Raw genomic sequence first — 26,705 nt, forward strand, 5'->3', positions numbered from 1 at the left:
CCGACAACATCGCAACCGGCCCGTCTACGCCAAGGCGGGCCGGCATTCGAGTTCAAGCCGGTTTTCCGGCCCTCCGCCCCCAGCGCCAGCTTTGACATATTTCTGACATATTCGCTGTCTAGAATTCGCGGCATACCGTTATTTCTGGACTCTCTTCGATGATCGACGCCGAACGCATACTGCATGAAACCTACCCCGACTTCAAATTAGGCAAGGACAACACATTGGTGGTCAAAGCTTTGAAAAAGCTGATCCACGAAGACGATTTCAACGACGTGATCCGCAAAAACCAGCACTTACGCGGCTTTGCGTTTTTAGACAAACTGCTGAAATACTTCAACTTCAGTTACCAGATCGGTAACGACTCCTACAACAACATCCCTGCCGAAGGCCGACTGATCATCGTCGCCAACCACCCGATCGGCACCCTGGACGGGCTGGCCTTAGTGAAACTGATCCGCTCGGTCCGGCCCGACGTACGCATCGTCGCCAACCGCGTGCTATCCCACATGGAACCGTTGCAATCGATCTTCCTGCCGGTCGACGTGCTGTCCGAAAAAAAGAAGTTCAAGGACGTGTACAAGACCATGATCGACGCGCTGAAAAACGAAGAAGCCGTGATTTTTTTCCCGGCCGGCGAAGTTTCGCGCATCACGCCCAAAGGCATCCGCGACGGCGCCTGGCAAAGCGGATTCGTCAAACTGGCGCGCAAAACCCAGTCGCCGGTACTGCCGATTTATATCAAGGCCAAGAATTCGGCCTTGTTTTACAGCGCCTCGACGCTTTACAAACCGCTGGGCACGATGTTGCTGGTCAAGGAGATGTTCAACAAAAAAGGCCAGGAAATCAAATTCCTGGTCGGCGCACCGGTGCCGTTCCAAGCGCTCGCCGACAGCCCGGAAACCAACAAACAACTCAGCCAGCGCTTTCGTAAGCATGTGCAAAACCTGGGCAAGAAAAACAAGGCGCCGCTGTTCGATACGGTCGCCACCGTGGTGCATCCGTCCGATACCAAAGCAGTCAAAAAGGCCTTGTTCCAGTCCCGCTTACTGGGCGAAACTCGCGACGGCAAAAAAATTTTTTTGTACCAGTTCCGCGACGACTGCCCGGTGATGCAGGAGATTGCCCGGCTGCGGGAATTGACCTTCCGCACCGTGGAAGAAGGCACCGGCCTGGCGCTAGACTTGGATAAGTTCGATATCTATTACAGCCACATCGTGTTGTGGGACGACAACGATCTGGAAATCGTCGGCGCCTATCGCATCGGCGACGGCCCGGCCATCATGGCCAGCCACGGCATCGACGGTTTTTATACGCAAACCCTGTTCGATTTGCGCGGCGAGTTCGTCGATTACTTACCCAACAGCATCGAACTGGGCCGCAGCTTCGTCCAACCGCGTTATTGGGGCCAACATAGTCTGGATTATTTGTGGTACGGCATCGGCGCTTATTTAAGGGAACGGCCCGACATCAAATACCTGTTCGGTCCGGTCAGCATCAGCAACGCCTATCCGCACGCCGCCAAAGAACTGATCATCGGCTTTTACCGGCAGCAATTCGGTGCCGAGCCGCATCAAACCAAAGCCCGCAAGCCGTTCATCATTTCCGAGGCCGGCCAGGCCTTCGCCGCCAGCGAATTCAATGCCGACTATTCGACCAGCTTCAAAGTACTGAACAGCGAATTGAAAAAACTCGGGGTCAAAGTACCCACCTTATACAAACAATACGTGGAATTGTGCGTGGATAAGGGTTGCCATTTCATCGATTTCAATATCGATCCGGACTTCAACAATTGCATCGACAGCCTGATCATGGTCGAAGTCGACAAAATCGCGCCGAAAAAACGCCAGCGTTATATCGAAAAATCCTTGGCCGGGTAATCCACCGCGCACCGACCGACTCATGAAACAGCGTCCATTCCCTGAACTGGAGCAATTGGAAACAATTGTTGCCCGCTTGGGCAGCCGCGCCCAGTGCGAGGTCATCGAAACCGTCGAACATGCCGGCCGCCGGTTTCCGATCCACTGTCTGACGATAGGCTCCAGCGCGCCGGATGTGCCGGTGCTGGCCTACTTCGGCGGCGTACACGGCCTGGAAAAAATCGGTTCCGAAGTGATTTTGGCCTATCTGCATACGCTGTGCGAGTTGCTGGATTGGGACGAAGAACTGAACCAACGTCTAAGCAAAGCTCGCCTGGTGTTCATGCCCCTGGTCAATCCGGTCGGCGTGTTTCGCGGGACCCGCTGTAACGGTCGCGGGGTGGATTTAATGCGCAATTCGCCGATCGAAAGCGACGGCAATACCCGGCTATACAGTGGCCAGCGCTTGAGCCCGAAACTGCCCTGGTACCGCGGCGACGAATCCAAGATGGAAAAAGAAGCCCAGGCCCTATGTCGGGTGGTGCACCGGCACCTGTTCGACGCACCGCTGTCGATTGCCGTGGATCTGCATTCCGGCTTCGGTATTCACGACCGCCTGTGGTTTCCGTACGCGTCTCGGCAAACGCCCTTTCCCGACCTGGCCGACGCCTACGCATTGAAACAGTTGTTCGACCGCTGCTACCCGCACCATTTTTATAAAATCGAGCCGATGAGCCAGGAATACGTAATCAGCGGCGATTTATGGGATTACCTGTACGACGACTTCACCGACCGCTATCGGCAACGCAAACTGTTTTTACCGCTAACGTTGGAGATGGGGTCCTGGCTCTGGCTGCGGAAAAGCCCGACCCATTTATTTCAACGCCACGGCTTGTTTCACCCACTGTTACCGCATCGGCAACAACGCATCTTGCGCCGGCACTTAACCTTATTCGACTTTTTGTTTCGATGCTTGTTGTACCCAAATCGGTGGGCGAAACTCGATGAGTCGCAACGGGAACTGAATCAAAGCCAGGCATTGGAGCTATGGTATGGCCGACCGCCCTGCTAAAGACTGGATATTGCTACGCGGTCTATGCCGCGAGGCCGGCCATTGGGGAAATTTCCCCAGCCTGCTGCAATCGGCATTTCCAGCCGCTACCGTCCATTGTATCGATTTACCGGGTGCCGGCGCGTTCTACCGCGAGACCAGCCCTAAGCGGATCGAAGAGATCAGCGAATGGGTACGTCAGCGGGCGGCACAAGCCGGCATGCTACAGCGGCCGGTCAACCTTCTGGCCCTGTCTCTGGGCGGCATGGTGGCCTGGGAATGGTTGCAGCGATATCCGGGCGATATTGCCGGCGTTGCGCTGTTGAATACCAGCTTTGCCGGGCTCAGCCCGTTCTTTCATCGCCTGCGCTGGCAAAGCTACCGACGCTTGCTGCAAATTATGCTGGAAAAGGATGTCTACCGCAGAGAGTTGGCGATTATCCGCCTGACCAGTAACCGCCGCGAATCCGACCATGAATTGGCCGAAACCTGGGCGCATATTCAACTGCAAAGACCGGTCAGTGTAAGAAATGCGCTACGTCAATTGTACGCAGCGTCGCGCTATCGGCCGACTGCTTGCGCAAACCAAACTCCGGTACTGCTATTGAGCGGAAAAGACGACAGAATCGTCGCTCAGGAATGTTCGAAAGCCATCCATGGCCGATGGAATGTTCCATGGCTAAGCCACCCTTGGGCCGGACACGACCTGATATTGGACGACGGCATTTGGGTGGCTGAGCGCTTACAGGATTGGACGAAGCAACTATCCGGAATTACTTGATTTCGAATTCGGATTTATCGCGACCTGCCGCCAGCAGTTCCTGCATCCATTTCGGCGCCAAACCTCTGCCTGACCAAGTCAATGCCGAATTGTTCGGGTTGCGGTATCGCGCTGCAACTTTAGAGACTTTTCTTTCGGACTTTTTATCGCCGTCGTGAATATCAACGGTCACACCAATCGACGCGGCCAACTCTTTAATTTGGGCGATAACTTCTTTACGTTTGCTGAATTGCCTTTCTTTCAACGCTTTTTCGGCATTATCGATAACGGCTTGTAACTCTGCTTCGGATAATTTATTAAAATCAGTCATATTTTCCTCTTTAATCAAAAGACGGCGCAGATTCTATCACTAAGTTTTAGCGAAAAAAACTATTATTCCGCGGATAATGAAAATTTCACCTCAGAGTATACCTTACCTTTCTTATCCGACAACCTTACTTGCCACTCGCCGACGTCTTTATACGACAAAGTTTTGCTTGACCATACCTTGGAGCGGGTTTCTTTCAAATCTAATTGTTTATGCTGCACTACTTGTTTGTTTCGCAACCACTCGTGAAATAACACCAGCCTTCCCGGATTTTTTATCTCGGTAAAATAAAACAACTCTATAGGTTTTCCCTTTACCACGGCAAACGCTCCTGCTATTGGCTGGTCGGGTTCGTTATCTTTCAATCGGGTATTCAGCGAAGCGCGAATCACCCGGCGATCGAAAATAATGCCCAGCGGACGCGTGCCCAGCAGCTCGGTTTTGGTGTTCTCCGCTTGCGACTGTTGTGCAAGCGGAATCTCCTTGGTATACACCTTATTAATCGCCAAGCCATCGGCCGCAGGCGGCTCCGAGTTGTTTGCGCTGGAAATCTGATTCGACTCAGGCTCTTGAACTTTTCCAGCCGTATCGGTCTGAGTATTGCCCGGCTGCTCGGATCCGCTAAACGTAAAGTACAAAAACAGCGAAAATAGCAGCAGTAAAACCAAGGCAATAGCGATTCTTCCGGTATGCCAAACAGTAATAGTCTGCGGCGGAGTTATCTGCTTTGCCGTTTTAGTTTTATCGTAGTTTATTTTTATAACGACTCTATTATCCGTCATGCCTTTGCCTTATTAATAAAACAGAACTTGCGCCGAAACCGCGACCGCTATCATCACCCGGCGCTTGGTAATATAGCATTTTCGCTCTAACATAATTGACTTCAACTTGCCGATAACCAGGACGTTTGCAATGAGTAGCTTGCTTAAAGAATTCGAAGAATCCTCCTCGCTGTACGGCGGCAATGCCCACTACGTCGAATACCTGTACGAACAATACTTGAATGCGCCGGATACCATAAGTCCCAGTTGGCGCGCCCGCTTCGACGCCATCCGCAGCGGCTCGGCCGAAGACACGCCGCACAGCGCGATTGTCGACCGGTTCGAGAAACTGGCTATCGCCGAACCGGGCAAACTGGCCCGGATGCAGGGCTTTACCGAACAAAGCGTAAAGAAGCAATCCGCCGTGGCTCGCTTGATCAACCACTACCGGGTCAAAGGCCACCAAATCGCCGCCAACAATCCGTTACGCGGCTCACCGACCGTCCCGGCCGATCTGGAGCCCTTGTATTACGGCCTGACCGAAGCGGATATGAGCACCTTATTCGATACCGGCGGCCTGTGCGGTATCGACCGCCTGCCACTGAAAGCCATCCTGCAGACCTTGAAGGAAATCTACTGCGGCAGCATCGGCAGCGAATACATGCACATCGTCGACGACGAATCCAAACGCTGGATCAAGAACAAGTTGGAAGGGGCAAAACCCGACTTCTCCAGCCACCCGGAAAAACGCATCTGGCTGCTAAAACTACTCATTGCCGCCGAAGGCCTGGAGAAATTCCTGCACCGAAAATACGTCGGCCAAAAACGCTTCTCGCTGGAAGGCGGCGAATCGCTGATCCCGATTCTCGACGAATTGATTCAACGCGCCGGCGAACACAAATTCAAGGAAATTGTCATCGGCATGGCCCACCGCGGCCGGCTCAACGTACTTATTAATATACTCGGCAAAAGCCCGGCCGTGTTATTCGGCGAATTCGAAGGCACCCACACCTCTTCCCCCGGCGTGCTGACCGGCGACGTCAAATACCACCAGGGTTTCTCGTCAAACATCGCCACACCGGGCGGCCCGATCCATCTGACACTGGCGTTCAACCCGTCGCATCTGGAAATCATCAATCCAGTGGTGGAAGGCTCGGTCAAAGCCCGCCAGGACCGGCACGGCGTCGGCGGCATCGATGCGATCGTGCCGATTTTAATTCACGGCGACGCGGCGTTTGCCGGCCAGGGCATCGTCATGGAAACCCTGAACATGTCGGAAACTCGGGCGTTTTCCACCGGCGGCACAGTACATATCGTTATCAATAACCAGATCGGTTTTACGACCAGCAATCCGTTCGACGCCCGCTCTACCTTATACTGTACCGACGTAGCCAACATGATTCAGGCGCCCGTGTTCCACGTCAACGGCGACGATCCGGAAGCGGTCATTTTCATCACCCAATTGGCGCTGGATTACCGTAACACCTTCCATAAGGACGTGGTGATCGATTTGATCTGCTACCGCCGCCACGGCCATAACGAAGCCGACGAGCCGGCTGCCACCCAGCCCATGATGTACAAAGCGATCCGCGACCATCTGACGCCGCCGCAAATCTACGCGCAGAAACTGATCGCCGACGGCGTTATCGACGAGGCCGGGGTGCAGCAACTGGAACAGCATTATCTGCAACAACTGAACGAAGGCTTGCCGGTTTCGCGGCCCATCATCGAAAACAAGGCCTATTCTTACTCGGCACGCTGGGAACGGTTTCTGAACAAACACTGGGACATTCCGGCAGATACTTCCGTCACGCCGGAGCGAATTCGATTCTGCAACCAGCGCCTGCAGTCCTTACCCGAGGGTTTCGAATTGCATCCGCGCGTCGCCAAAGTCATGGAAGACCGTAACAAAATGGCGGCCGGCGAAATGCCGATGGATTGGGGCTTTGCCGAGAACATGGCCTACGCCACCGTGCTAATGGACGGTTACGACTTACGTCTGACCGGCCAGGACATCGGCCGCGGCACCTTTTCCCACCGCCACGCTATTTTGCTGAATCAAGCCACTGGCGAAAATTACATACCGCTGAAGCATCTGGCCGAAGACCAGGGCCGGGCACAAATTTTCAACTCGCTACTGTCGGAGGCAGGCGTACTCGGCTTCGAATACGGCTACAGCTCGACCGAACCCAACAAACTAATCATCTGGGAGGCGCAATTCGGCGATTTCGCCAACGGCGCCCAAGTCGTGATCGACCAATTCATCAGTTCCGGCGAAACCAAATGGGGCAAACTCAGCGGCTTGGTGATGCTGTTGCCGCACGGTTTCGAAGGCCAGGGCCCGGAGCATTCCTCGGCCCGCCTGGAACGCTATCTGCAATTATGCGCCGACCAGAATATCCAGGTCTGCGTACCGACCACCCCGGCCCAAATTTTCCATTTGCTGCGCCGGCAAGTGGTGCGCGAATACCGTAAACCGCTGATTGTAATGAGCCCGAAAAGCCTGCTGCGTCATAAACTGGCGGTGTCGGAACTGGACGAACTGGTTAACGGCGAATTCCAGACCGTGATCGGCGAACAGGACGATATCGATCCATTTCACGTCACGCGCTTGATTCTCTGCTCCGGCAAGGTTTACTACGACTTGCTGGAAACCCGGCGCGCGGACGACCTGAAGCACGTGGCGATCGTCCGCATCGAACAACTGTACCCGTTCCCGAACGACCGCTTTAAACAGGAGATTGACAAATTCCCCAATCTGGAACAAATCTACTGGTGCCAGGAAGAACCGAAAAACCAGGGCGCCTGGTACCAGAGCAAACACCATTTCTTCGACTTGGTGGACAACAACATCCCGATTCATTATGCCGGCCGACCGCCTTGCGCCGCGCCGGCGGTGGGCAATTACAAAACCCACTTGCAAGAACAACGTGCGGTGGTTCATGCCGCTCTTTACGGAAACAACGAAGGAAACAAACATGAGCTTTGATATTTTGGTACCCAGCCTCCCCGAATCGGTGTCCGACGCCACGCTGGTCGCTTGGCACAAACAGGCCGGGGAATGGGTCAACGAAGGCGAAAATCTGGCCGACCTGGAAACCGATAAAGTGATTCTGGAAGTGCCGGCCCCGAAATCCGGCACACTGGAAGTCATCGTCGTTCAAGACGGCGAAACCGTCGTCGGTGGCCAGTTGCTGGCCAAGCTCGATGTGCAGAGCGCCAAGGCGGCCGCGCCGGCGGCAAAGCCGGAGGAAGCGCCGCTCAGCCCGTCGGTCCGCAAACTGGTAGCCGAAAAGGAACTGGACCCAAGCTCAATCCACGGCTCCGGCAAACACGGCCGGATTCTGAAAAGCGACGTGCTGGACTATTTGCAAGACCAGCAAGTGCAGCCGGAACCGGCGCCCGCCGTGGTTGCTTCAGCGGCCGACAGTAGCCATTCTCCGCTTTCCGCGACGGCTATTGCCGCATTGCGGCCTGAGCAACGGGTACCAATGACCCGGTTGCGGGCCAAGGTTGCCGAGCGGCTGTTGCAGGCCCAACAAAACGCGGCAATGTTAACCACCTTCAACGAAGTCAACCTGAAAGCGGTCATCGAACTGCGCAACCAATATAAAGACCGGTTCGAAGCCAAGCACAACATCAAACTCGGCTTCATGTCGTTTTTCGTCAAGGCGTCCATCGAAGCCTTGAAACGCTTCCCGGCCATCAACGCCTCGATCGACGGTAACGACATCATCTACCACGGTTATTACGACATCGGTATCGCCGTCACGACTCAGCGCGGCTTGATCGTGCCGATTTTGCGCGACGCCGACCAGCTCGATTTCGCCGGCATCGAAAAAGGCATCCACGACTTCAGCAACAAAGCCCGCAACGGCTCGATCAGCGTCGAAGACCTCAGCGGCGGCACCTTTACCATCACCAACGGCGGCATCTTCGGCTCGATGCTGTCCACACCGATCTTAAACCCGCCGCAATGCGCGATTTTGGGCATGCATGCGATCAAGGACCGGCCGGTGGTCGAGAACGGCGAAATCGTGATCCGGCCGATCATGTACCTGGCCTTGTCCTACGACCACCGTCTGGTGGACGGCAAGGAAGCGGTGCAATTCCTCGGCATCATTAAAGAGTGCCTGGAAGCTCCGGCGCATCTGTTGCTCAACATCTAGCCTTTTGGCGCCAGCGAATTCAGCGCTCGGCGCCAACTTTGGACCCTACTGACATGCGCTACACCATCATCCCGGTCACCGCCTACCAACAAAACTGCACCCTACTCGTCTGCGAACAAACCCATAAAGCCGCTTTGGTCGATCCGGGCGGCGACATCGATTTGCTGCTGAGCGAAGTGACAAAACAAGGAGTCGAACTGGAGGCCTTACTGTTGACCCACGGCCATCTGGATCATGTCGGTGGTACGGCCGAACTTGCCGCCAAGTTGTCGTTACCGATCATCGGGCCGCAGTTGGAAGACGATTTCTGGATCAAATTGTTACCGGAACAATGCCGCATGTTCGGCTTTCCGCAGTCGGCCGGCTTCACGCCGCAGCGCTGGCTCAACGACGGCGACACGGTCAAGGTCGGCAACGAAGTGTTGCAGGTCCTCCACTGCCCTGGCCATACCCCCGGCCATGTGGTGTTTTTCAGCGAGACGGAACGACTGGCGTTGGTGGGCGATGTGCTGTTCAAAGGTTCGATTGGCCGCACCGATTTCCCGAAAGGCGATTACCAGACCTTGATCGATTCGATCGTCAACAAGCTTTGGCCGCTGGGCGAAGACGTCAAATTCATTCCCGGCCACGGCCCGATGTCCACTTTTGGCGCCGAAATGCGCAGCAACCCTTACGTCGGCCAATTCGCCGCTTCTTAGCGACGCTGCGATGATAGTGCCGGCCTACGGCCGGTTTAATGTGAAATCCGCTGCTGCCGGATCTTGGCGTTGAATTGGTCGATGTCGGAGACGACATCTACGCTGGCGACCGCAGGATCTTCCGCGCCCAGCAAATACAAAGCACCGCCACCGCCCAACCAGACTTTCAAATCGTCCTGCCGCGCCGCATCCAGCAGTCGGTGCAAATGCTCGACCGTAACCGCTTCCGGCGGGGTTTTCACCATGCCGATCACCAATAACTCAGGCGCCAAGTGCCGCGCTGCTTCGATGATGTCTTCCGCCGGCAAATCTGCGCCCAGGTAATAGCAATTGTAGTTCTGCGCCGCGGCGATCAAACAACTGACCAATATGCCGAATTCATGCGGCTCGCCGCTGGGCGTGGCCAACATAATCCCCGGATTGTTGCGGGAATGGCGATGCAGATTGTTCACCATACTTAGCACGATGCGTTTCACGCAGGACGAGAACATATGCTCCTGGGCGATGTTGATTTTGCCCCGGTGCCACAAATCCCCGACCTTTTGCATCGCCGGCAACAAAACGTCACGGGCGTAGTCCAACGGCTCGCTGACCAGCAACGCTTTCTTCAACAACTGCTCGCAACGTTCGATACGGTATTCGCGCAAGGCATCCGCAATTTGCTCCAGGAACGGCACCGGTTCGCGCCGCTGCTGTAGTTCAGACTGGTTTTGCAAATCGCTGAGCTGTTGCCAGCTCAGACCGGCGAGTTTACCGATGGAATGCCCTTGCCCGGTCAAGTTCACCAACAGCGTCAACTTGTCCAGATCCTGCTGCGAATAGAAACGCCTGCCGGTGTCGTTGCGCGCTGGCGTGACACAAGCATAGCGGCGTTCCCAGGCTCTTAGCGTTTCCGGTGTCAAACCCGTTAACGATGTAATGGCTTTAATTGAGTACATTGTTCACGTTTTGTACATATTTTATTTTGACAAACATTTTACAATCTAGTAACGTATTTGCCAACAACTTAATTCAACGAGCGAAACGATTATGTCTAATACAGCCGCACTATCCTTTGCTAGCGAGACAGTCACTATCGCGGATGCCGAGCCAGGCACCTTAAGCGTGCGCATGGAGCAAGCCCGGAACCGTCTCAACCAGTTATTGCTTGATAATCAGCAGGTTAGTCCGCTGATAGCCAAACGTTTACTCAACGAACTGCAGCGAGGCATCGATTGCTCCGAATTGATGATTGCGAAAAATTCGGACGAAGCCAAGCGCCTGATAGAACTGTTGTACAAGCAAGAGTCACTTGTACAAAATACCGCAGCCAACTTCAAAGCCGCGCAAGAAGTTGTACAGCCGCAAAACATTGTACAACTTTTGGACCCACACCGGCGTACAGTAAACCAGTTGTTGTACAGCTTGCACTTGTTGCCGGTGTTCCTGATCGATAGCGCCGGCGACATCCTGAAAACGCTGGCCACTGATCCCGCCCTAGACTCTGATTATTCAGCCGAACTCAAAGTGGCAATTCGCGAATTGAAAACCATCCGCCAGCAAACCATATCGGCCAACACCGGATTGGTGGCGTTCGTGGCCCACAAATACAAAACCAACAACCTCAGTTTCGACGATCTGATGCAAGAAGGCTTGGTCGGCTTGATTAAAGCGGTCGACCGTTTCGATGCGGAACGCGGCATCTGCTTTTCGACTTACGCTATCTATTGGATCAAACAAGCCATATCGCGCTTGATCGTCAAACAGGAAAAAATCGTGCGTTTGCCGGTGGCCTTGGCGGAAAAAGCCTCGGTAGTGTTCGAGGCCATGCGCAACTGCTACCTAAAGACCGAACGCTGGCCAAGCATCGCCGAGCTCAAGGCCTGCTGCGACCTGACCGAACAAGAGATCAAAACCATCAGCAGTTATTACCAATCCACACACTCCCTGGACGCCACAATCGGCGACGAAGACGACGGGCTGGATCTGATGGCGAAGATGCAACAGCACCAGTTCAGTCTGCCGCTCGATGAACTAATCGACAACGATCTAGCTCAATACGTCGACAAAGCGGTGGCGTCGTTACCGGAAAAACAGGCAGCGATTCTGACGATGCGCTTCGGCTTGCGCGATCACACGGAAATGACTTTGCAAGCCGTTGCCGACCAACTGCATGTTACTCGAGAACGAGTCCGGCAAATCCAGAACGAAGCGTTAAAAAAATTGAAACAACAGTTCGGCTTTGACCTTATGCTATTTCTCGAACCCAAGGACGGTTAACAATAACAATCAATGACTCAGGTCAGGCGAACACTACAAGAGGAGTGATTATGTCATCAGAAAAACACAATACCAGTAAGCAGACGCCACAACCGGATTGGAGGCTGGAGATAGACAAGTATTGGAAGCAGGTGTCGGAAAAGACCGGCGATTTTTTCAACGGCCACAAAAGCATGTTTTCCACCGGGAAAGTGGCTTCTGCGTTCGGCGGCACCTTGGCGGTCGTCTGGCTGGCCAGCGGCTTCTACATCGTCGACCAAGGCAACCGCGGCGTGGTAACCCGCTTCGGCGCCTACTCGGAAACCACGATGCCCGGCCCGAACTGGCACATTCCGGTGCCGTTCGAGAACGTGGCTATCGTCAACGTCGAACAACAGCGCTTCATTGAAGTGGGCTATACCGACAGCAGCCGTGTCAGCAAATCGTCGCTGATTCCGCAAGAGTCGTTAATGCTGACCGCCGACGAAAACATCATCGCCGTGCGCTTAGCGGTTCAATACCAAATTAACAACGCCAGAGATTATCTGTTCAACGTCAAGAACAACGAAAACACGTTGAAGCAACTGACCGAGAGCGTCGAACGGGCCGTGATCGGCCGCAACAGTATGGACTTTGTCCTGACCGAGGGCCGCAGCCAGATTGTTGCCGAAATCAAGGAACAGATTCAGGCCGGTATGGATGAATACAAAACCGGTATCAGCATCGCCAGCGTCAATCTGCAAGATGCGCAACCGCCCGAGGAAGTGCAAGGCGCCTTCGAAGACGCCATCCGCGCCCGCGAGGATAAACAACGCCTGATCAACGAAGCCGAAGCCTACGCCAACGAAGTGATTCCGAAGGCCCGCGGTGCGGCGGGACGGATTGTGCAGGAAGCCGAAGCCTACGAAGCGGAAAAAGTCGCCAAAGCCAAAGGCGAAACCGAACGCTTCGACCAACTGCTGGTGGAATACGAAAAAAGCCCGGCCATCACCCGCAAGCGCCTGTACCTGGAAGCCAAAGAAAAACTGTACAGCAACACTAACAAAGTGATGCTCGAAGCCGACAATACCAATCCAACGCTGTACATGCCGATGCCGCAAACCTTCCAACAACACGGCACCGGCGCAGCCGGCAATAACGAAGTCGAATCGGTATCCGAACCGCACAACGCCGATAAAGGCGCGGTCCGCAAAACCGTCGGCACCGATTTACGCCCAAGCAGGAGCAAACAATGAGCAGCAGAACCCAAATTTTGATTCCAGCCGGTCTGTCCCTGTTGGTACTCGGTTACATGTCGGTTTTCTACGTGAAGGAACACGAGAAAGCCATTCTGTTTCGTCTCGGCGAGATGGTCGAATCCGACTACAAGCCCGGACTCCACTTTAAGGCCCCCCTCATCAATAATGTCAGTACGTTTGATGCGCGCGTGCTGACCTTGGACGCCAAGTCCGAGCGTTTTCTTACCTCCGAAAAGAAGAACGTTATTGTCGACTCGTTCGCCAAATGGCGGATAGGTGATGTGGGCCTCTTTTATACCACGGTCGGCGGCGACGAGTTTCAAGCCAATCTCCGCCTCGACCAAATCATGAAAGACGCGATGCGCAGCGAATTCGGCGTGCGTACCATCAAGCAATTGATCTCGGAAGACCGTAGCGAATTGCGCGAAACGCTGTTGGCCAAGTTGTCGCCGACCGCCGAGAAATTCGGCATCGAGCTGATCGATATCCGCATCAAACGGATTGATCTGCCGCAGGAAGTGAGTAGCTCGGTATTCCAGCGCATGCGCGCCGAACGGGAGCGGGTCGCCCGCGAATTCCGCTCGCAGGGTGCGGAAAGCGCCGAGCAGATCAGCGCCGAAGCCGATAAGCAGAAACAAGTGATCGTCGCCAATGCCCAACGCGACGCCGAGAATATCCGCGGTCGCGGCGACGCTCAATCGGCCGAGATTTACGCTAAGAGTTTCGGCAAAAATCCGGAGTTTTATGCGTTCTACCGCAGTCTGCAGGCCTATCAAACCTCCTTCGAGAAAACGCAGGATACCTTGGTGCTGAAGCCGAACTCGGATTTCTTCAAATATTTCTCCAGCGAGAAATAACACCGGAGCGAAATCATGAAAAAGTATTTCATTATTCTGACGATTTTCGCTGCGGTCGGTTTGATCATCTCGGCCATTTTCAACCGCGGCATGCCGCAATACGATCCGCACTACGAAATTTCGTATTCCGACTTTATCGAAGACGTCCGCAACAAAGCGGTAGAGGAAGTGGTGATCGACGGCAATTACGTCGACGGCCGCCGTCCGAACGGCACCCGGTTCTCCACCTACAACCCGAACGACATGCGAATGATCGACGAGTTGCTGGAATACGGGGTGAAAATCAAGGTGGAAAAACCGCAACAACCGTCCACCCTGATGCAAATCTTTATTTCCTGGGCACCGACCCTGTTGCTGATCGCCGTGCTGGTCTACTTCATGCGCAAGCAGGCCGCAGCGATGGGCGGCCGCGACGGCCAAATGGGGTTCGGCAAAAGCCGGGCCAAATTGATGGCCGAGGATCAGATCAAGATCCGCTTCAAAGACGTCGCCGGCTGCGAAGAAGCCAAGCACGACGTGGTAGAAATGGTCGATTTCCTGCGCGATCCCGGCAAATACGAAGCTCTGGGCGGCAAGATTCCGCGCGGCGTGTTGATGGTTGGCCCTCCGGGTACCGGTAAAACGTTGCTGGCCAAAGCCATAGCCGGCGAAGCGGGTGTCCCCTTCTTCTCGATCTCCGGTTCCGATTTCGTCGAAATGTTCGTCGGCGTCGGTGCGGCACGGGTGCGGGACATGTTCACCGAAGCCAAAAAACGTGCCCCTTGCATCATCTTTATCGACGAGATCGATGCGGTTGGCCGCCAACGCGGCGGCGCCGGCATGGGTGGCGGTAACGAGGAGCGCGAGCAAACCTTGAACCAGTTGCTGGTAGAAATGGACGGTTTCAGCGGTAGCGAAGGCATCATCGTCATCGCCGCGACCAACCGCTCGGACATTCTCGACAAAGCCCTGTTGCGGCCGGGCCGCTTCGACCGCCAGGTCCAAGTCGGTTTGCCCGATATCAAAGGCCGCGAGCAAATTCTGAAAGTCCACGGCGACCGGGTACCGCTATCCGAAGACGTGAATCTGACCGACTTGGCGCGCGGCACACCGGGTTTCTCCGGCGCTGAACTGGCGAATCTGATCAACGAAGGCGCCTTGTTCGCGGCACGCAATAATAAGAAAGTCGTGACCATGAACGACCTGGACAAAGCGCGCGACAAAATGATCATGGGCGCCGAAAAACGGACGATGATCATGTCTAAGGAAGACTTGTTGATGACCGCTTACCATGAAGCCGGCCACGCGATCGTCGGCCGCAATGTACCCGAGCACGACCCGGTTTACAAAGTCAGCATCATGCCGCGCGGCGGCGCCCTGGGCATCACCATGTTCCTGCCGGAGCGCGATCAGTACAGCGCTTCCAAGGACAAACTGGAAAGCCAGATCGCCAGTCTGTTCGGCGGCCGGGTTGCCGAAGAACTGATCTACGGCAAAAACAAAGTGACTACGGGCGCCTCCAACGACATCATGCGCGCCACCCAACTGGCCCGCAATATGGTGACCAAATGGGGCTTGTCCGAGCGGTTGGGTCCGATGGACTACGGTGATAGCGAGGGCGGGTACATGGGGCCGCAGGCCAAACCGATGTCGGAAAAAATGGCGCAAACCATAGACGAAGAAATCCGGCATGTGATCGACAGCAATTACAAACGTGCCGAGAACATCCTGAAGGAAAACATCGAGATCCTGCACAACATGGCGCAAGCCCTGATGGATTGGGAAACCATCGATAAATTCCAAATCGACGAACTGATGCAGGGCCGGATGATCGAACCGCCGCAACCGGAACCTGAACCTGAAATGACTTTCGAAGCCGAGACGGACCAGCCGGAACTCTCCGGTGAAGCCGACGGCCAAATCGGTCAAGGAAGCGCACTCGCTTCTTAACAGTCCTCCTCTATGTACCCTCCAAACGCTGTACTCCTGGAGGGTATTTTTTTCAGAGGTTAGCAATATGCAAAACCAAACAGCATCCGTTAGAACCTTAAATTTTTTGCAGCTGGTGTTGCAGGTCAATTTCAATGCCGCCGTGATTACGCTACTGATCGGCGGCATCGCCGCCATACTCGGCAATCCGCTGTTTTTTACCGATAACAGCGATTTGTACGGGCCATTGGCCAATAACATGCGGCTGATGATGTTTTATCTATGCTTGATGCAAGTTGCGGTCTATAGTTTCTACAAACTGGACAACCGGCCGGAAGCGTTGGCGGCATTAGGCATATTTTTTCTGTTGTTGATTGCCTCGCTTGAGTTCTATTGTTCGATCAACCAGATCGAAGTAGACGACAACTACCGCCAGCTTTTGGTTTACTCCGGTTTATCGCACTTACTCTACGGAGGATGCGCCGCGCTGCGCGATCCGCGGCCGCGATCATAAGCAGACCGGACAGGAAAGTCCGGCCTCACCTGGCGTTTTCTCAGCGCCGCCAACCAGGGGGAAGCAGCAAATGCAAATCAAACTACCGTTCGACGCCAACAAACCCGTGGCCGCCGAGGCCAGTATCGAGATAGAACAACCGTTAAGTGAGGTATTCGAGTTCGTCGGCCACGACTTTTTTGAAAATTACCCAAAATGGGCGGCAGACTTGGTGGATTTCGAGCCATTGGACGGCGAACAAGTCTTTGTCGGCGCCAAAGCCCGGCAGATTCGCCACGACAGCGGCGAAGAAGTCGAATCGGTATTCGAAATTGCCGAGTACCAACCCCTGACCAAGCTGGCCGTGCAAGGCCTGACCCAGCCTTACCGACAAAGTTACCTGCTACAGCCGGAGGGCGACCGGCCGCAGACCCGCCTTACCTTCCGGTTCGAATTTCTGCAACTGGACATATTCATGCGGCCTTTCGAAAAACTGATCCGTTGCGCGATCGAAGAAGGCGCGGAAAACACCGTAGAACAGATCAAAAATCTGATTATGTACGATTCCAATCCAACAGCCCAAGCTTAGTGGAGTGTATTTATGGCTTTTGTCGTTGAAAAAGATAACGGACTGATTCCGCAAGTGTTGTCGGCCATTCTTGACGAATGCGTGAATGGCGTGACGCTTGCCGACCCAGACCAAGAAGACGCACCGATCGTTTATGCCAACAAAGCCTTCGAACGCTTGACCGGGTATAGCCAGGACGAAATCATCGGCCACAATTGTCGGTTTTTGCAAGGCAAGGACCGCGACCAAGACGCGCGCTTCCAAATTGCGGAGGCGATGCAGCGTCACGAAGCGGTCGAAGTCACGCTACGCAATTACCGTAAGGACGGCAGCTTGTTTCATAACCGGCTCAAAATCGTGCCGTTGTTCGACCGTAAACAACGGGTTATTTATTACCTCGGCGTGCAATACGACATTACTCATCAGGTCGATGCCGATACCGAAATCAAAAGTCTGACCGACCTACTGAACGCTAGCTCGCGCCCTTAACTCCAAGCAACCGGTGACGCCATGAACGCAATCGGCAGTGAAAACGGCATGTTATTCAACCAAGGCCTGTTCGGCTTGGCGATACTGGCTTTTTTGTTCTTGCTGGCGCTGGAAAAGAAACGGCCTTACCGCTATTTCCCACCCAAGGTGTATAAGGAATCGATTGTCACCAACACCATGGCCTTCCTGGTAAACAACCTGATTCTGGCGATTCTGCGAGCCTCGTCTTTGTTTCTGGTCGCTCAGCAATTCGCCGGGCACGGCTTATTGAGTGCGATGCCCAACGGACCGCTGAAATGGCTGCTGGCTTTCGCCTGTTTCGATCTGGCGATTTACGCCTGGCACTATGCCAGCCACAAATCGGAATATTTATGGCGGTTTCATAAGATTCACCACAGCGACAAGTCGTTTAACGTGTCGACCGGTTTCCGGTTTCACGTGTTCGATTTACTGCTGGAAATCGGCTACAAGTGCCTGTTCGTGGTGGTGATCGGCGTCGATGCCTACTTGGTGCTGTCGATCGAAATCGTCGAGTTGTTTTTCATCTTTTTCCACCACGCCAATATCCGCGTGCCGAACGAAGATGCGCTATCGCAATTCATCATCACCCCGGCGTTACACCGCACTCACCACTCCACCCTACGCAGCGAACACGACAGCAATTACGGCATCGTGCTGGCGCTGTGGGACCGGATGTTCGGCACCCGCAAAGAAATGGTCCCGGCCAATATCGGCCTGGATCTGATCGAAGCCGAGAACTTCATCCAGTTATTTTCGCTGGCCTTCATTACCGAACGGAAAATCCGCCAACTGCTCGGCTGGATTCCGAAAGGTAAGAAATAAGGTCCGGTAACGTCTGAGCGCGAGGCTCGCCTCCTACTGTCGGCCGCAACTATGTTGATTCAAACCCGCCAACCCATTCCGAGCAGCGAGATTACCGATCCGGCAGTATTCAGGCAACGCCGTACCTTAATGAAGGCCATCGCCGCGCTTGCGGTAGGCGTTTCCGCCGCGGACACCGCCAACGCAAGGCCGCGAAACTGGTCGGCTCTACCGCCCGGCGGTCCGCAAACTGTCGGTTTGACAGCAACCCCAGCCGAGTTGATGCTGAATTACACCAACTATTACGAGTTTGCCTTCAATAAAGAAGACAGCACCCGTTTGGCTCAACGATTGCGGATCGATCCTTGGTCGGTGGAGATCGGCGGCGAGGTCGAAAATCCGCTCAGCTACCGGGTGGAGGATTTGCTGAAACGCTTTCCACTGCGCGAATACCTGTATCGTTTCCGCTGCGTGGAAGGCTGGTCCATGGTCGTGCCTTGGGTCGGTTTTGCCCTAAGCGATTTGTTACAGCTGGCACAACCGTTGTCGTCCGCCAAGTTCGTCAAATTCATCAGCGCCAGCCAGCCGGAAGCGATGCCGCGGCTGCGGCAACAAGCCATGTTGGCTTGGCCCTATGAAGAAGGCTTGCGCATCGACGAAGCGGTTCATCCGCTCACCATTCTGGCGGTCGGCGCCTATGGCGAAACCTTGCCCAAACAGAACGGCGCCCCCTTGCGTTTGGTGGTGCCGTGGAAATACGGCTTCAAGAGTGCCAAAGCAATCGTCAGAATCGAACTGTGCCGGAGGCCCCCTCTAACCAGCTGGAACCGGTTTGCGCCCGAAGAATACGGCTTCTACGCCAACGTCAATCCGGCAGTGCCGCATCCGCGCTGGAGCCAGGCTAGCGAGCGGCCGCTGGGCTCCGACTTTTTCACGCCGCGGCGGCGGACCGAATTGTTCAACGGTTACGGCGAACAGGTGGCAGGCTTGTACAGTGATATGGACCTGGGGCATTTCTTCTGATGGACGCTCTGATCAACCGGCTCTGGCCGATCACTCTGGTCAGCTGCGCGGCACCGCTCCTGTGGCTGTTGCTGGAAATCGGCTGGAACCGTTTGGGCTCGAACCCGATTCAGGCGATGCATATTTACCTAGGCGACTGGTCGTTGCGCTTTTTATGCATCACACTGGCTATCACCCCACTGCAAACCATGACCAATTGGCGCGGCATGACCGACTACCGCCAGCTGTTCGGCCTGACCGCGTTTTTCTATGCCACGTTGCACCTGCTCGGTTATTTGAGTGCCGACCACGCCTGGGTTTGGCCGCTGATTGGCATCGATATCCTGCAAAGCAGTTATCTGTGGTTCGGCGTGTTGGCCTACCTGATTCTATTCCTGTTGGCGGTTACCTCGCCCAAGGTCGCCAAGAAACGGCTCGGCAAAACCTGGAAGAAACTGCACCGTTACATTTATCTGGCCGCGGCCGCGGCCATCGCCCACTACTTCTGGCAATTGAAGGGCAATTTGGCAGAGCCCCTGTTCTATCTGCTGGTGCTGGCTATGTTGATGGGCTTCCGCGGCTTGGTTTGGCTGAAAAACCGCCGTTTCGGGCAAACCGCGCCTGCCAAACCTCAAGCCGCTAACCCGGACCGGACTGACTAAGCCAGCAGCCTGTTGCCGATAAGTTTGGAGAAATCGCCATGACCTCGACCTCGATTTTGATCACCGGTGGCACCGGCTTCTTGGGCAGCGCCCTCGCCCGCCGCTTGTTGGCCAAACAATACACTGTCACCGTATTTGGCCGCGACGCGGCAAAGATTCGCCAGCAATTCGGTAGCGCTGTCGGCGCGGTCACCCGCTTCGCCGACCTGCCCGACGCCGGCGCCTTCGACGCCGTGGTGAATCTGGCCGGTGCCGGTATTTTCGACCGGTACTGGACCGCAGCCCGCAAACAGATTTTACGCGACAGCCGGATCGAACTGACGCGAGCGCTGGTCGCCTGGATCGCCGCCGGCAGCAAAGCGCCGGTGTTGGTCAACGGCTCCGCGATCGGCATTTACGGCGACCAAGGCGATAGCGTACTCAGCGAGACCAGTCCGGCCAAAACCGATTTCGCCCAACAATTGTGCGCCGACTGGGAGGCCGCGGCATTGGCCGCTGCGGATCACGGCAGCAGGGTCTGCCTGATCCGTACCGGTCTGGTGCTGGGCCGCGGCGGCGGTCTTTTGCAACGCATGCTGCCGGCGTTCCGACTCGGCCTGGGCGGCAGCATGGGCGACGGCCGGCAATGGATGTCTTGGATTCACCTGGATGATTGGCTCGCCGCTGCCGAAGCGATGATCGCCGATCCGACCATGAGCGGCGCCTACAACGCCACGGCCCCGGAACCGGTCACTAACCGCGAGTTCAGCCTGAGCTTGGCCGAAGTGTTGAGCCGACCGATGTTACTGCCGTTACCGGCCGGACTGTTGAAGTTGTTGCTCGGCGAAATGGCCGCCTTGGTGCTCGGCAGCCAGCGGGTGAAACCGGAACGCCTGTTGGCACAAGGCTTCGAGTTTCAGTATAGTCGGCTGCGGCCCGCGCTCGACGCGATTTTGCATAACTCCTGACCCGATAGATCGGTAATCCCATGTTGATCGACAGCCTGTCCGCGTTATTTGCCTTTACCTCGTTCATCAGATGGTACGAAGCCTTGTTGGTGGCGATCGGCCTCGGCCTGCTGGTGTTTTACCTGACGCCGGAACCGGCAGAGGCATGGGAGGAGCGCGAACCGCCCAGCCTGTACTATTACCTGCAATGGAGCTGGTTGGGTTACCTGCGCTTGAAAGACGCGTTCTATCCGTTTTTCGTTTTGTACAACGCCGTACTGTTCCTGATCGATTATCGAATCCAGGAAGGCGAGTTCACCGTCGCCAGCTGGGTGACGATGCATATCATCATGGCCCTACCCTTGATTTACTGGATCGGTGCGGTCTGGCGCTGCTCCGATAAAACCGGCGCCCGCCATTGGGCGGTGCTGGCCCGCTTGCTGACCGTTGCGGCGGTTCTGGATTTGATGCTGCGCTGGGTGATTTACCAGTATTACCCCAACATTTTCTTCAATTGCCTGCAGATGACCAACCATTGGGGCGACTGCTGATCGCGATGAGCACACCGCGTTACCGAACTTCCTTATTTATATTCCGCCGCGACCTGCGTCTGACCGACAACACCGCCTTGAACGCGGCATTGAAAAGCTCGCAGCGGGTGCTGACCTGCTTCGTTTTCGATCCGCGCCAGATCGAGGCCCATCCCTACCAAAGCCGGCCGGCACTGCAATTCATGCTGGAATCGTTAAGCGATTTGCAAGCGGACTGTCTGGCAAACCGCGGCCGCCTCTATCTATTCGGCGATCGACCGGAAGCGGTCGTCGAACAACTGCAACAGCAGTTGCGCATCGAAGCCGTGTTCGTCAACCGCGATTACACCCCTTTCGCCCGCGAGCGCGATCAGGAGATTCAGCAATACTGCCAAAAACTGGGGCTGGACTTTCATAGCCACGCGGATCTGTTGCTGAACGAGCCGGAATATGTGCTGACCGACAAAGGCTTGCCCTATCAGGTGTTTACCGCCTTTTATAAAAAGGCTATCCAGAATCCGGTGGCGGCACCAAGCGGACTGGCGAATGGCCGACTGGTCAGCGAGCCGCTCGCTACGGAAAGATCCGAGCTGCTGCAAACCTTGAGCCGGCCGCAACAGAATGCCTTTGCCGGCGGCCGGCGCGCGGCGCAGCAACAGTTATCGGCATTGACTGCACGGCGCGATTACAGCGAGACCCGCGACTTTCCGGAACTCGACGCCACCAGCCATTTGTCGCCGTATCTGAAGTTCGGCTGCTGCTCGGTACGCGAAGCCCATCAGGCCATCCAGGTTGACCTTGGACCGGACCATGCGCTGTTGCGCCAATTGTACTGGCGGGATTTTTTTAGCCACATCGCCTACCACTTTCCGCACGTCTTCGGCCAGGCCTTCGACCTCCGCCTGAACGGCCTGCGCTGGCGTAATGCCCAGGACGATTTCTGGGCCTGGGCCAACGGCCAAACCGGATTTCCCATCGTCGACGCCGCGATGCGGGAACTGAACCAGACCGGCTGGATGCACAACCGGCTGCGGATGGTCGCGGCCTCGTTCCTGGTCAAGGACCTGCATGTGTCCTGGCGCTGGGGCGAACGTTACTTCGCCCAACATTTGCTGGATTACGACCCTTGCGTGAACAACGGCAACTGGCAGTGGGCGGCGTCGACCGGCTGCGACGCCCAACCCTATTTCCGGATTTTCAATCCCTGGCTGCAACAGAAAAAGTTCGATCCCGACTGCCGTTACATCAAGACCTGGCTGCCGGAACTGCAACCTTATTCGGCCAAAGCCATTCACAACTGGGAAAAGGCGCCGCTGGCCGGCGATTATCCGCCGCCGCGGGTAAATCATGCCGAGCAAAGCCGCCGCATCAAAGCCCAATACCAAACTCAACTTTCCAACCAACAGGCCTGAGCCCATGCAATTGATTCCGATACTGTTACTAACTTTGCTACTGTCGACCGGCTGCACCGGCATACCGGAAGGCTTGACCGTGGTCGAAGGTTTCGAATTGCCGCGCTATCTGGGCACCTGGCACGAGATCGCCCGATTGGACCACCGCTTCGAACGCGGTCTGAGCGAGATCCGCGCCGAATATAGCCTGCGCGAGGACGGCGGCGTCAGAGTGCTGAACAGCGGGTTCGATGCCGAAACCAACCAGCGCCGCAGCGCCGAAGGCAAGGCCTACTTTATCGACGGCCCGGACCGGGGCCGGCTGAAAGTATCGTTTTTCGGACCGTTTTACGGCGCCTACAACATCATCGCGCTGGACAAGACGGCTTACCAATATGCAATGATCGCCGGCCCCGACCGCGACTATTTATGGATTCTGGCGCGCACGCCCGATCTGGCGCAGCCGATCCTGGACAGCCTGCTGGATCAGGCTCGCAGCCAGGGTTTCGCCACCGACCAACTGATTTTCGCCGCGCCCCGGCATTGATTCCAAGGACTCCCATGCACAATATTCCGGTCGGCATCAGCAGTTGCCTGTTGGGCCACGAAGTCCGTTACGACGGCGCCCACAAATACCACAGCTATATCGAACGCACGCTGGGCCGCTATTTCGAGTTCAAGCCGTTTTGTCCGGAGGTGGAAGCCGGCCTCGGCATTCCCCGCCCCTGCGTGCAACTGCGGGAAACGGCCGATGGGATTCGCTGCGTCGGCGTCAAGGACCACGGCTTCGACGTCACCGACCGCTTGCGCGACGCTGCCGCCCGCCAAGCCGGCTGGCTGGACGGCCTGTGCGGTTACATCCTGAAAAAAGATTCGCCCAGTTGCGGCATGACCCGGGTCAAGGTTTACAAACACGAAGTACCGGCCCGCAACGGTACCGGTATTTTTGCCGGCTATCTGCAATCCGCCTTCCCTAACCTACCGGTCGAAGAAGAAGGCCGGCTTGGCGATCCGGGTTTGCGGGAAAACTTCATTCAACGGGTTTTTGTTTATCAGCGTTGGCGGCAGCTCTGCGAGGAAGGCCTCAGCGCCCACGGCTTGATGACCTTTCACAGTCGGCACAAACTGATCGCGATGAGCCACGACCAGAACCGGGCGCGCCATCTGGGCCGCATCGTTGCCGGCGCCACCGATGCCCGAATCGAGGCGATCGCCGCCGAATACATCACCGAATTGATGGCCTGCCTGAAAATCGTCGCCAGCCGCGGCAACCACGTCAACGTGCTGCAACACATTCAGGGTTATTTGAAACGGGCGCTGGACAGCGACGACAAACAGGAATTGTCCGACACCATCGAAAACTACCGCATCGGCCAGGTGCCGCTGATCGTACCGTTGACGCTGCTGCGCCACCATTTCCGCCGTCAGCCGGACAGTTTCATCGACAACTCGTTTTACATGCAACCGCATCCGGCGGAATTGGCCTTGTTGAACGAGATTTGATCGACACCGCCGCTAACGGTCCAACTCGCGCCGCTCCTTTTGGTACTGGTCGTAGCCGGGCCGGCGTTCGCAATCGTTGGCCATGGCTTTTTGGCATTGCAATTGGCCGGCATTCTCGACGGCGTGGTAGGCAAAGCGCTGGGCCCAATCGGCGCTGCAAGCGGTACCGGCCGATATGCAAACCGTCAGACTTAATACCCGAATTCCGTTCATACGTTTCGCTCCGTTGGCTTCGCGCCCGATTCTTGTTGGAAATGGCCTTCAGAATACTGCGAAACTCGCTACAATACTTGACCAATTCAGCTACTTTCGACGGTACATCCGATGGACATGGACACCGCGGAAAACTCCGCAAAATATGCAACTTTTATCAACCAGTTAAAGGGTAACGGCAAACTGTCGGACACCGATCTGGGTAAAGTCCGGCGCATGCAGAAAACCGCACCGGACGACTCGCTGCCGCAATTGCTGATCAAACTCGGCTTGTGTTCGGACAACGACATCGCCAACAGTTTTGTGGCGGCCACCGGCATCCAACGCGCGGCGGCGGCAAACTATCCGCCGCAGTCGCCGCTGCCGGACCACATTTCCCAGCGATTTCTGAAGCAACACCATGCCGTCGGCCTGACAGCGGACGAACAACAAATCGAAATCGCGGTGATGGACCCGGTGGACGACTATGTGGTGCAAGCCCTGCAATTGGCCACCGGCAAAACCGTGACCTTGCAAATCGGCCAACTCGCCGAAATCGACGCCGCCCTGGAATTGCAATACGGCGAAGGCAAATCGCAGATGGATAAACTGCGCGACAACCTGGACGTCGAGCAGGAAGGCAGCGAGGATTTGGAACATCTGAAAGACCTGGCCTCCGAAGCGCCTATCATCAAGATGGTCAACTATATTCTGCAAAAAGCCGTGGAAAGCCGAGCTTCCGACGTGCATATCGAGCCATTCGAACAAAGCCTGAAAGTACGGCTGCGCATCGACGGCGTGTTGCAGGACATCGATTCGCCGCCGGTCGCCTCCACCGCCGCCGTGTTGTCGCGGATCAAAATCATGGCCAAGCTCAACATCGCCGAACGCCGGCTACCGCAGGACGGCCGGATCAAACTGCAGATGATCGGCAAGGAGTTGGACCTGCGGGTATCGACGATTCCGACTTTACACGGCGAAAGCGTGGTAATCCGTTTGCTGGACAAGGAAAACGCGGTGCTGGATTTCGAGACCCTGGGCTTTGTCGGCCGGCAGGCCGAGCGCTTCATGGAGGTGCTGGCGCAACCGCACGGCATTTTACTGATCACCGGCCCGACCGGAAGCGGCAAATCCACCTCCTTGTACGCCGCGCTGAAAACCCTGAACACGCCGGAACGCAAAATCATTACGGTCGAGGACCCGGTCGAATACCAACTGGAAGGCATCAACCAGATTCAAGCCAAACCGCAGATCGGCCTGACCTTCGCTTCGGCGTTGCGCTCCATCGTCCGTCAGGACCCGGACGTGATCATGATCGGCGAGATGCGCGATCTGGAAACCGCCAAGATCGCCGTACAATCGGCGCTGACCGGCCACTTGGTATTGTCCACGCTGCACACCAACGACGCGGCAGCCGGCGTTACCCGGCTGCAAGACATGGGCCTGGAAGAGTATCTGCTCAGCTCGACCATCAACGGTATTCTGGCCCAGCGCCTGGTCAGAAGACTTTGCCCGCACTGCAAGCAAGCCCATCCGGCGGCGGATGCGGTGATCGAGGAAATGCAGTTGCGACGCTGGCAACCGAGCGGCGATATCCTGTTCTACAAACCGGTGGGATGCCCGGCCTGTAACGGCATCGGCTACAAAGGCCGGCTGGCGATCATCGAATTTTTGACGATGACCGACACCATCCGCAAACAAATCATGAAGCACGAGGAAGCCTTCGTCATCCAACAAACCGCGATCGAGGAAGGCATGCAGACCATGTACGAGGACGGCGTCGGCAAGGCCTTGCAGGGCATTACCACGCTGGAAGAGGTGCTGCGGGTCACCACAGAAGCTTAACGCGTCGGCTCGTCGCCCGAACCGGCGTTTGTTGGCTCTGCCCGCGCAAAATCAGCCCAATCTTGAAAGCAACCGGGAGACTATCGTGGCATCGGCAATCATTCAGAGTTGGCACCGCATCAGACTGTCGGGCCCAGACTACCAATCCGGCGAATTGGCCGTGTTAATGGGGGCATTTCGCGCGGCCTACGTAGCCCGCAACGGCCCCCAGGGGATGGCGATGTTCGGCCATTGGGCGGCCGACGGCTCGTGCTATTGGGTCTATACCAGCCCGAAATCGGCCAGGCATATCGCGCCGCTGCTGGTGGCCTATTCCGCGGTGTCGACGCCGGCTCCCGATCCGGAGACTTTATCGCTGATTTACGGCGACGAATCCGGCCGCAATTGCTTCGAAACCGGGTTCGAAGCCTGAGAG

The 26,705-nt window shown here is 55.9% G+C and carries 27 protein-coding genes; 23 read left to right on the forward strand and 4 right to left on the reverse strand.

Translation table 11 applies throughout. The features are described 5' to 3' along the window. Window positions 1-158: 158 nt before the first annotated feature. Genes olsF through AC0IM9_RS10695 form a run of 3 tightly spaced genes read left to right on the forward strand, consistent with a single transcriptional unit; the run spans window position 159 to window position 3,691 of the window. Window positions 159-1,880 carry a bifunctional ornithine lipid synthase OlsF gene (olsF, locus tag AC0IM9_RS10685; RefSeq protein ID WP_482803985.1) on the forward strand — a complete coding sequence of 574 codons (1,722 nt, stop codon included), beginning with the start codon at window positions 159-161 and terminating at the stop codon, window positions 1,878-1,880. A gap of 22 nt (window positions 1,881-1,902) precedes the next feature. Then, window positions 1,903-2,931, forward strand: coding sequence for a M14 family zinc carboxypeptidase (locus AC0IM9_RS10690; RefSeq protein WP_482803986.1), 1,029 nt, complete (start codon window positions 1,903-1,905; stop codon window positions 2,929-2,931). Next, entirely contained in the window at window positions 2,912-3,691 is a 780-nt protein-coding gene (locus tag AC0IM9_RS10695) for an alpha/beta fold hydrolase (protein WP_482803987.1), read from the forward strand. Before AC0IM9_RS10690 ends, AC0IM9_RS10695 begins: the two co-directional genes overlap by 20 nt. On the opposite strand, the gene AC0IM9_RS10700 is transcribed toward AC0IM9_RS10695, so the two are convergent. Next, on the reverse strand, window positions 3,684-4,001 hold the full coding sequence (locus AC0IM9_RS10700; protein ID WP_278211638.1) for an H-NS histone family protein: 318 nt from the start codon (window positions 3,999-4,001) through the stop codon (window positions 3,684-3,686). The two genes, AC0IM9_RS10695 and AC0IM9_RS10700, sit on opposite strands and share 8 nt — an antisense overlap. A gap of 62 nt (window positions 4,002-4,063) precedes the next feature. After that, window positions 4,064-4,780, reverse strand: a complete 717-nt coding sequence (locus AC0IM9_RS10705; protein WP_278211637.1) for a DUF2914 domain-containing protein — start codon at window positions 4,778-4,780, stop codon at window positions 4,064-4,066. A gap of 130 nt (window positions 4,781-4,910) precedes the next feature. On the opposite strand from AC0IM9_RS10705, the gene AC0IM9_RS10710 reads away from it, so the two are divergent. From AC0IM9_RS10710 to AC0IM9_RS10720, 3 genes are read left to right on the forward strand one after another with little or no spacing between them, the layout of a single operon-like run. Beyond that, window positions 4,911-7,748, forward strand: coding sequence for a 2-oxoglutarate dehydrogenase E1 component (locus AC0IM9_RS10710; RefSeq protein ID WP_482803988.1), 2,838 nt, complete (start codon window positions 4,911-4,913; stop codon window positions 7,746-7,748). Further along, complete coding sequence (gene odhB, locus AC0IM9_RS10715) at window positions 7,738-8,928, forward strand: 2-oxoglutarate dehydrogenase complex dihydrolipoyllysine-residue succinyltransferase (protein WP_482803989.1); 1,191 nt, start codon at window positions 7,738-7,740, stop codon at window positions 8,926-8,928. Before AC0IM9_RS10710 ends, odhB begins: the two co-directional genes overlap by 11 nt. A gap of 53 nt (window positions 8,929-8,981) precedes the next feature. Beyond that, a complete protein-coding gene (locus AC0IM9_RS10720; RefSeq protein WP_482803990.1) occupies window positions 8,982-9,626 on the forward strand; it encodes an MBL fold metallo-hydrolase in 645 nt (214 codons plus the stop codon). Window positions 9,627-9,661: 35 nt separating this feature from the next. Here AC0IM9_RS10720 and AC0IM9_RS10725 read toward each other — a convergent pair whose 3' ends face one another. After that, window positions 9,662-10,564, reverse strand: a complete 903-nt coding sequence (locus AC0IM9_RS10725; protein ID WP_482803991.1) for a MerR family transcriptional regulator — start codon at window positions 10,562-10,564, stop codon at window positions 9,662-9,664. A 91-nt stretch (window positions 10,565-10,655) separates the two neighbouring features. Between AC0IM9_RS10725 and AC0IM9_RS10730 the strand changes: the two genes are divergently transcribed. The 15 genes from AC0IM9_RS10730 (at window position 10,656) to AC0IM9_RS10800 (ending at window position 24,253) form a co-directional block, all read left to right on the forward strand. Continuing rightward, the gene (locus AC0IM9_RS10730; protein ID WP_482803992.1) at window positions 10,656-11,885 is read left to right on the forward strand and encodes a sigma-70 family RNA polymerase sigma factor; all 1,230 of its coding nucleotides are present in this window, start codon (window positions 10,656-10,658) and stop codon (window positions 11,883-11,885) included. A gap of 50 nt (window positions 11,886-11,935) precedes the next feature. After that, window positions 11,936-13,099 (forward strand): FtsH protease activity modulator HflK, encoded by a 1,164-nt coding sequence (gene hflK / locus AC0IM9_RS10735; protein ID WP_482803993.1) that lies wholly within the window; start codon window positions 11,936-11,938, stop codon window positions 13,097-13,099. Further along, complete coding sequence (hflC, locus tag AC0IM9_RS10740; RefSeq protein ID WP_140912643.1) at window positions 13,096-13,959, forward strand: protease modulator HflC; 864 nt, start codon at window positions 13,096-13,098, stop codon at window positions 13,957-13,959. The genes hflK and hflC overlap by 4 nt, the downstream gene beginning before the upstream one ends. A gap of 15 nt (window positions 13,960-13,974) precedes the next feature. Then, window positions 13,975-15,888 (forward strand): ATP-dependent zinc metalloprotease FtsH, encoded by a 1,914-nt coding sequence (gene ftsH / locus AC0IM9_RS10745; RefSeq protein WP_482803994.1) that lies wholly within the window; start codon window positions 13,975-13,977, stop codon window positions 15,886-15,888. A gap of 67 nt (window positions 15,889-15,955) precedes the next feature. Beyond that, on the forward strand, window positions 15,956-16,381 hold the full coding sequence (locus tag AC0IM9_RS10750; protein ID WP_278211630.1) for a hypothetical protein: 426 nt from the start codon (window positions 15,956-15,958) through the stop codon (window positions 16,379-16,381). 70 nt (window positions 16,382-16,451) lie between these two features. After that, on the forward strand, window positions 16,452-16,949 hold the full coding sequence (locus AC0IM9_RS10755; RefSeq protein ID WP_140912640.1) for an SRPBCC family protein: 498 nt from the start codon (window positions 16,452-16,454) through the stop codon (window positions 16,947-16,949). 12 nt (window positions 16,950-16,961) lie between these two features. After that, window positions 16,962-17,417: a PAS domain-containing protein gene (locus tag AC0IM9_RS10760; RefSeq protein ID WP_140912639.1), complete on the forward strand. Its 456-nt coding sequence runs from the start codon at window positions 16,962-16,964 to the stop codon at window positions 17,415-17,417. Window positions 17,418-17,438: 21 nt separating this feature from the next. Next, window positions 17,439-18,260: a sterol desaturase family protein gene (locus AC0IM9_RS10765; protein WP_140912638.1), complete on the forward strand. Its 822-nt coding sequence runs from the start codon at window positions 17,439-17,441 to the stop codon at window positions 18,258-18,260. A 54-nt stretch (window positions 18,261-18,314) separates the two neighbouring features. After that, window positions 18,315-19,262, forward strand: a complete 948-nt coding sequence (msrP, locus tag AC0IM9_RS10770; protein ID WP_482804070.1) for a protein-methionine-sulfoxide reductase catalytic subunit MsrP — start codon at window positions 18,315-18,317, stop codon at window positions 19,260-19,262. After that, window positions 19,262-19,903: a protein-methionine-sulfoxide reductase heme-binding subunit MsrQ gene (gene msrQ, locus AC0IM9_RS10775; protein ID WP_482803995.1), complete on the forward strand. Its 642-nt coding sequence runs from the start codon at window positions 19,262-19,264 to the stop codon at window positions 19,901-19,903. The genes msrP and msrQ overlap by 1 nt, the downstream gene beginning before the upstream one ends. A 38-nt stretch (window positions 19,904-19,941) precedes the next feature. Continuing rightward, window positions 19,942-20,850 carry a TIGR01777 family oxidoreductase gene (locus AC0IM9_RS10780; RefSeq protein ID WP_482803996.1) on the forward strand — a complete coding sequence of 303 codons (909 nt, stop codon included), beginning with the start codon at window positions 19,942-19,944 and terminating at the stop codon, window positions 20,848-20,850. Between the two features lie 20 nt (window positions 20,851-20,870). Further along, window positions 20,871-21,380, forward strand: a complete 510-nt coding sequence (locus AC0IM9_RS10785; protein WP_140912634.1) for a hypothetical protein — start codon at window positions 20,871-20,873, stop codon at window positions 21,378-21,380. A 5-nt stretch (window positions 21,381-21,385) separates the two neighbouring features. Next, window positions 21,386-22,771 carry a cryptochrome/photolyase family protein gene (locus AC0IM9_RS10790; protein ID WP_482803997.1) on the forward strand — a complete coding sequence of 462 codons (1,386 nt, stop codon included), beginning with the start codon at window positions 21,386-21,388 and terminating at the stop codon, window positions 22,769-22,771. A gap of 4 nt (window positions 22,772-22,775) precedes the next feature. Further along, a complete protein-coding gene (locus AC0IM9_RS10795; RefSeq protein ID WP_482803998.1) occupies window positions 22,776-23,297 on the forward strand; it encodes a lipocalin family protein in 522 nt (173 codons plus the stop codon). Between the two features lie 14 nt (window positions 23,298-23,311). After that, window positions 23,312-24,253, forward strand: coding sequence for a YbgA family protein (locus AC0IM9_RS10800; RefSeq protein WP_482803999.1), 942 nt, complete (start codon window positions 23,312-23,314; stop codon window positions 24,251-24,253). Window positions 24,254-24,265: 12 nt separating this feature from the next. On the opposite strand, the gene AC0IM9_RS10805 is transcribed toward AC0IM9_RS10800, so the two are convergent. Next, window positions 24,266-24,466, reverse strand: coding sequence for a hypothetical protein (locus tag AC0IM9_RS10805; protein ID WP_140912630.1), 201 nt, complete (start codon window positions 24,464-24,466; stop codon window positions 24,266-24,268). A gap of 111 nt (window positions 24,467-24,577) precedes the next feature. On the opposite strand from AC0IM9_RS10805, the gene gspE reads away from it, so the two are divergent. Together gspE and AC0IM9_RS10815 are read left to right on the forward strand one after the other, a co-directional pair. Continuing rightward, on the forward strand, window positions 24,578-26,290 hold the full coding sequence (gspE, locus tag AC0IM9_RS10810; protein ID WP_482804000.1) for a type II secretion system ATPase GspE: 1,713 nt from the start codon (window positions 24,578-24,580) through the stop codon (window positions 26,288-26,290). 85 nt (window positions 26,291-26,375) lie between these two features. After that, the gene (locus AC0IM9_RS10815) at window positions 26,376-26,702 is read left to right on the forward strand and encodes a hypothetical protein (RefSeq protein WP_260839322.1); all 327 of its coding nucleotides are present in this window, start codon (window positions 26,376-26,378) and stop codon (window positions 26,700-26,702) included. Window positions 26,703-26,705: the final 3 nt, after the last annotated feature.

The sequence above is a fragment of the Methylomonas sp. Uni0011 genome (assembly GCF_056850255.1).

Excerpts from the sequence above, each read along its gene's own strand:
- olsF (WP_482803985.1), top strand. The coding sequence starts at position 159 with ATGATCGACGCCGAACGCATACTGCATGAAACCTACCCCGACTTCAAA.
- AC0IM9_RS10690 (WP_482803986.1), top strand. The coding sequence starts at position 1,903 with ATGAAACAGCGTCCATTCCCTGAACTGGAGCAATTGGAAACAATTGTT.
- AC0IM9_RS10695 (WP_482803987.1), top strand. The coding sequence starts at position 2,912 with ATGGCCGACCGCCCTGCTAAAGACTGGATATTGCTACGCGGTCTATGC.
- AC0IM9_RS10700 (WP_278211638.1), bottom strand. The coding sequence starts at position 4,001 with ATGACTGATTTTAATAAATTATCCGAAGCAGAGTTACAAGCCGTTATC.
- AC0IM9_RS10705 (WP_278211637.1), bottom strand. The coding sequence starts at position 4,780 with ATGACGGATAATAGAGTCGTTATAAAAATAAACTACGATAAAACTAAA.
- AC0IM9_RS10710 (WP_482803988.1), top strand. The coding sequence starts at position 4,911 with ATGAGTAGCTTGCTTAAAGAATTCGAAGAATCCTCCTCGCTGTACGGC.
- odhB (WP_482803989.1), top strand. The coding sequence starts at position 7,738 with ATGAGCTTTGATATTTTGGTACCCAGCCTCCCCGAATCGGTGTCCGAC.
- AC0IM9_RS10720 (WP_482803990.1), top strand. The coding sequence starts at position 8,982 with ATGCGCTACACCATCATCCCGGTCACCGCCTACCAACAAAACTGCACC.
- AC0IM9_RS10725 (WP_482803991.1), bottom strand. The coding sequence starts at position 10,564 with ATGTACTCAATTAAAGCCATTACATCGTTAACGGGTTTGACACCGGAA.
- AC0IM9_RS10730 (WP_482803992.1), top strand. The coding sequence starts at position 10,656 with ATGTCTAATACAGCCGCACTATCCTTTGCTAGCGAGACAGTCACTATC.
- hflK (WP_482803993.1), top strand. The coding sequence starts at position 11,936 with ATGTCATCAGAAAAACACAATACCAGTAAGCAGACGCCACAACCGGAT.
- hflC (WP_140912643.1), top strand. The coding sequence starts at position 13,096 with ATGAGCAGCAGAACCCAAATTTTGATTCCAGCCGGTCTGTCCCTGTTG.
- ftsH (WP_482803994.1), top strand. The coding sequence starts at position 13,975 with ATGAAAAAGTATTTCATTATTCTGACGATTTTCGCTGCGGTCGGTTTG.
- AC0IM9_RS10750 (WP_278211630.1), top strand. The coding sequence starts at position 15,956 with ATGCAAAACCAAACAGCATCCGTTAGAACCTTAAATTTTTTGCAGCTG.
- AC0IM9_RS10755 (WP_140912640.1), top strand. The coding sequence starts at position 16,452 with ATGCAAATCAAACTACCGTTCGACGCCAACAAACCCGTGGCCGCCGAG.
- AC0IM9_RS10760 (WP_140912639.1), top strand. The coding sequence starts at position 16,962 with ATGGCTTTTGTCGTTGAAAAAGATAACGGACTGATTCCGCAAGTGTTG.
- AC0IM9_RS10765 (WP_140912638.1), top strand. The coding sequence starts at position 17,439 with ATGAACGCAATCGGCAGTGAAAACGGCATGTTATTCAACCAAGGCCTG.
- msrQ (WP_482803995.1), top strand. The coding sequence starts at position 19,262 with ATGGACGCTCTGATCAACCGGCTCTGGCCGATCACTCTGGTCAGCTGC.
- AC0IM9_RS10780 (WP_482803996.1), top strand. The coding sequence starts at position 19,942 with ATGACCTCGACCTCGATTTTGATCACCGGTGGCACCGGCTTCTTGGGC.
- AC0IM9_RS10785 (WP_140912634.1), top strand. The coding sequence starts at position 20,871 with ATGTTGATCGACAGCCTGTCCGCGTTATTTGCCTTTACCTCGTTCATC.
- AC0IM9_RS10790 (WP_482803997.1), top strand. The coding sequence starts at position 21,386 with ATGAGCACACCGCGTTACCGAACTTCCTTATTTATATTCCGCCGCGAC.
- AC0IM9_RS10795 (WP_482803998.1), top strand. The coding sequence starts at position 22,776 with ATGCAATTGATTCCGATACTGTTACTAACTTTGCTACTGTCGACCGGC.
- AC0IM9_RS10800 (WP_482803999.1), top strand. The coding sequence starts at position 23,312 with ATGCACAATATTCCGGTCGGCATCAGCAGTTGCCTGTTGGGCCACGAA.
- AC0IM9_RS10805 (WP_140912630.1), bottom strand. The coding sequence starts at position 24,466 with ATGAACGGAATTCGGGTATTAAGTCTGACGGTTTGCATATCGGCCGGT.
- gspE (WP_482804000.1), top strand. The coding sequence starts at position 24,578 with ATGGACATGGACACCGCGGAAAACTCCGCAAAATATGCAACTTTTATC.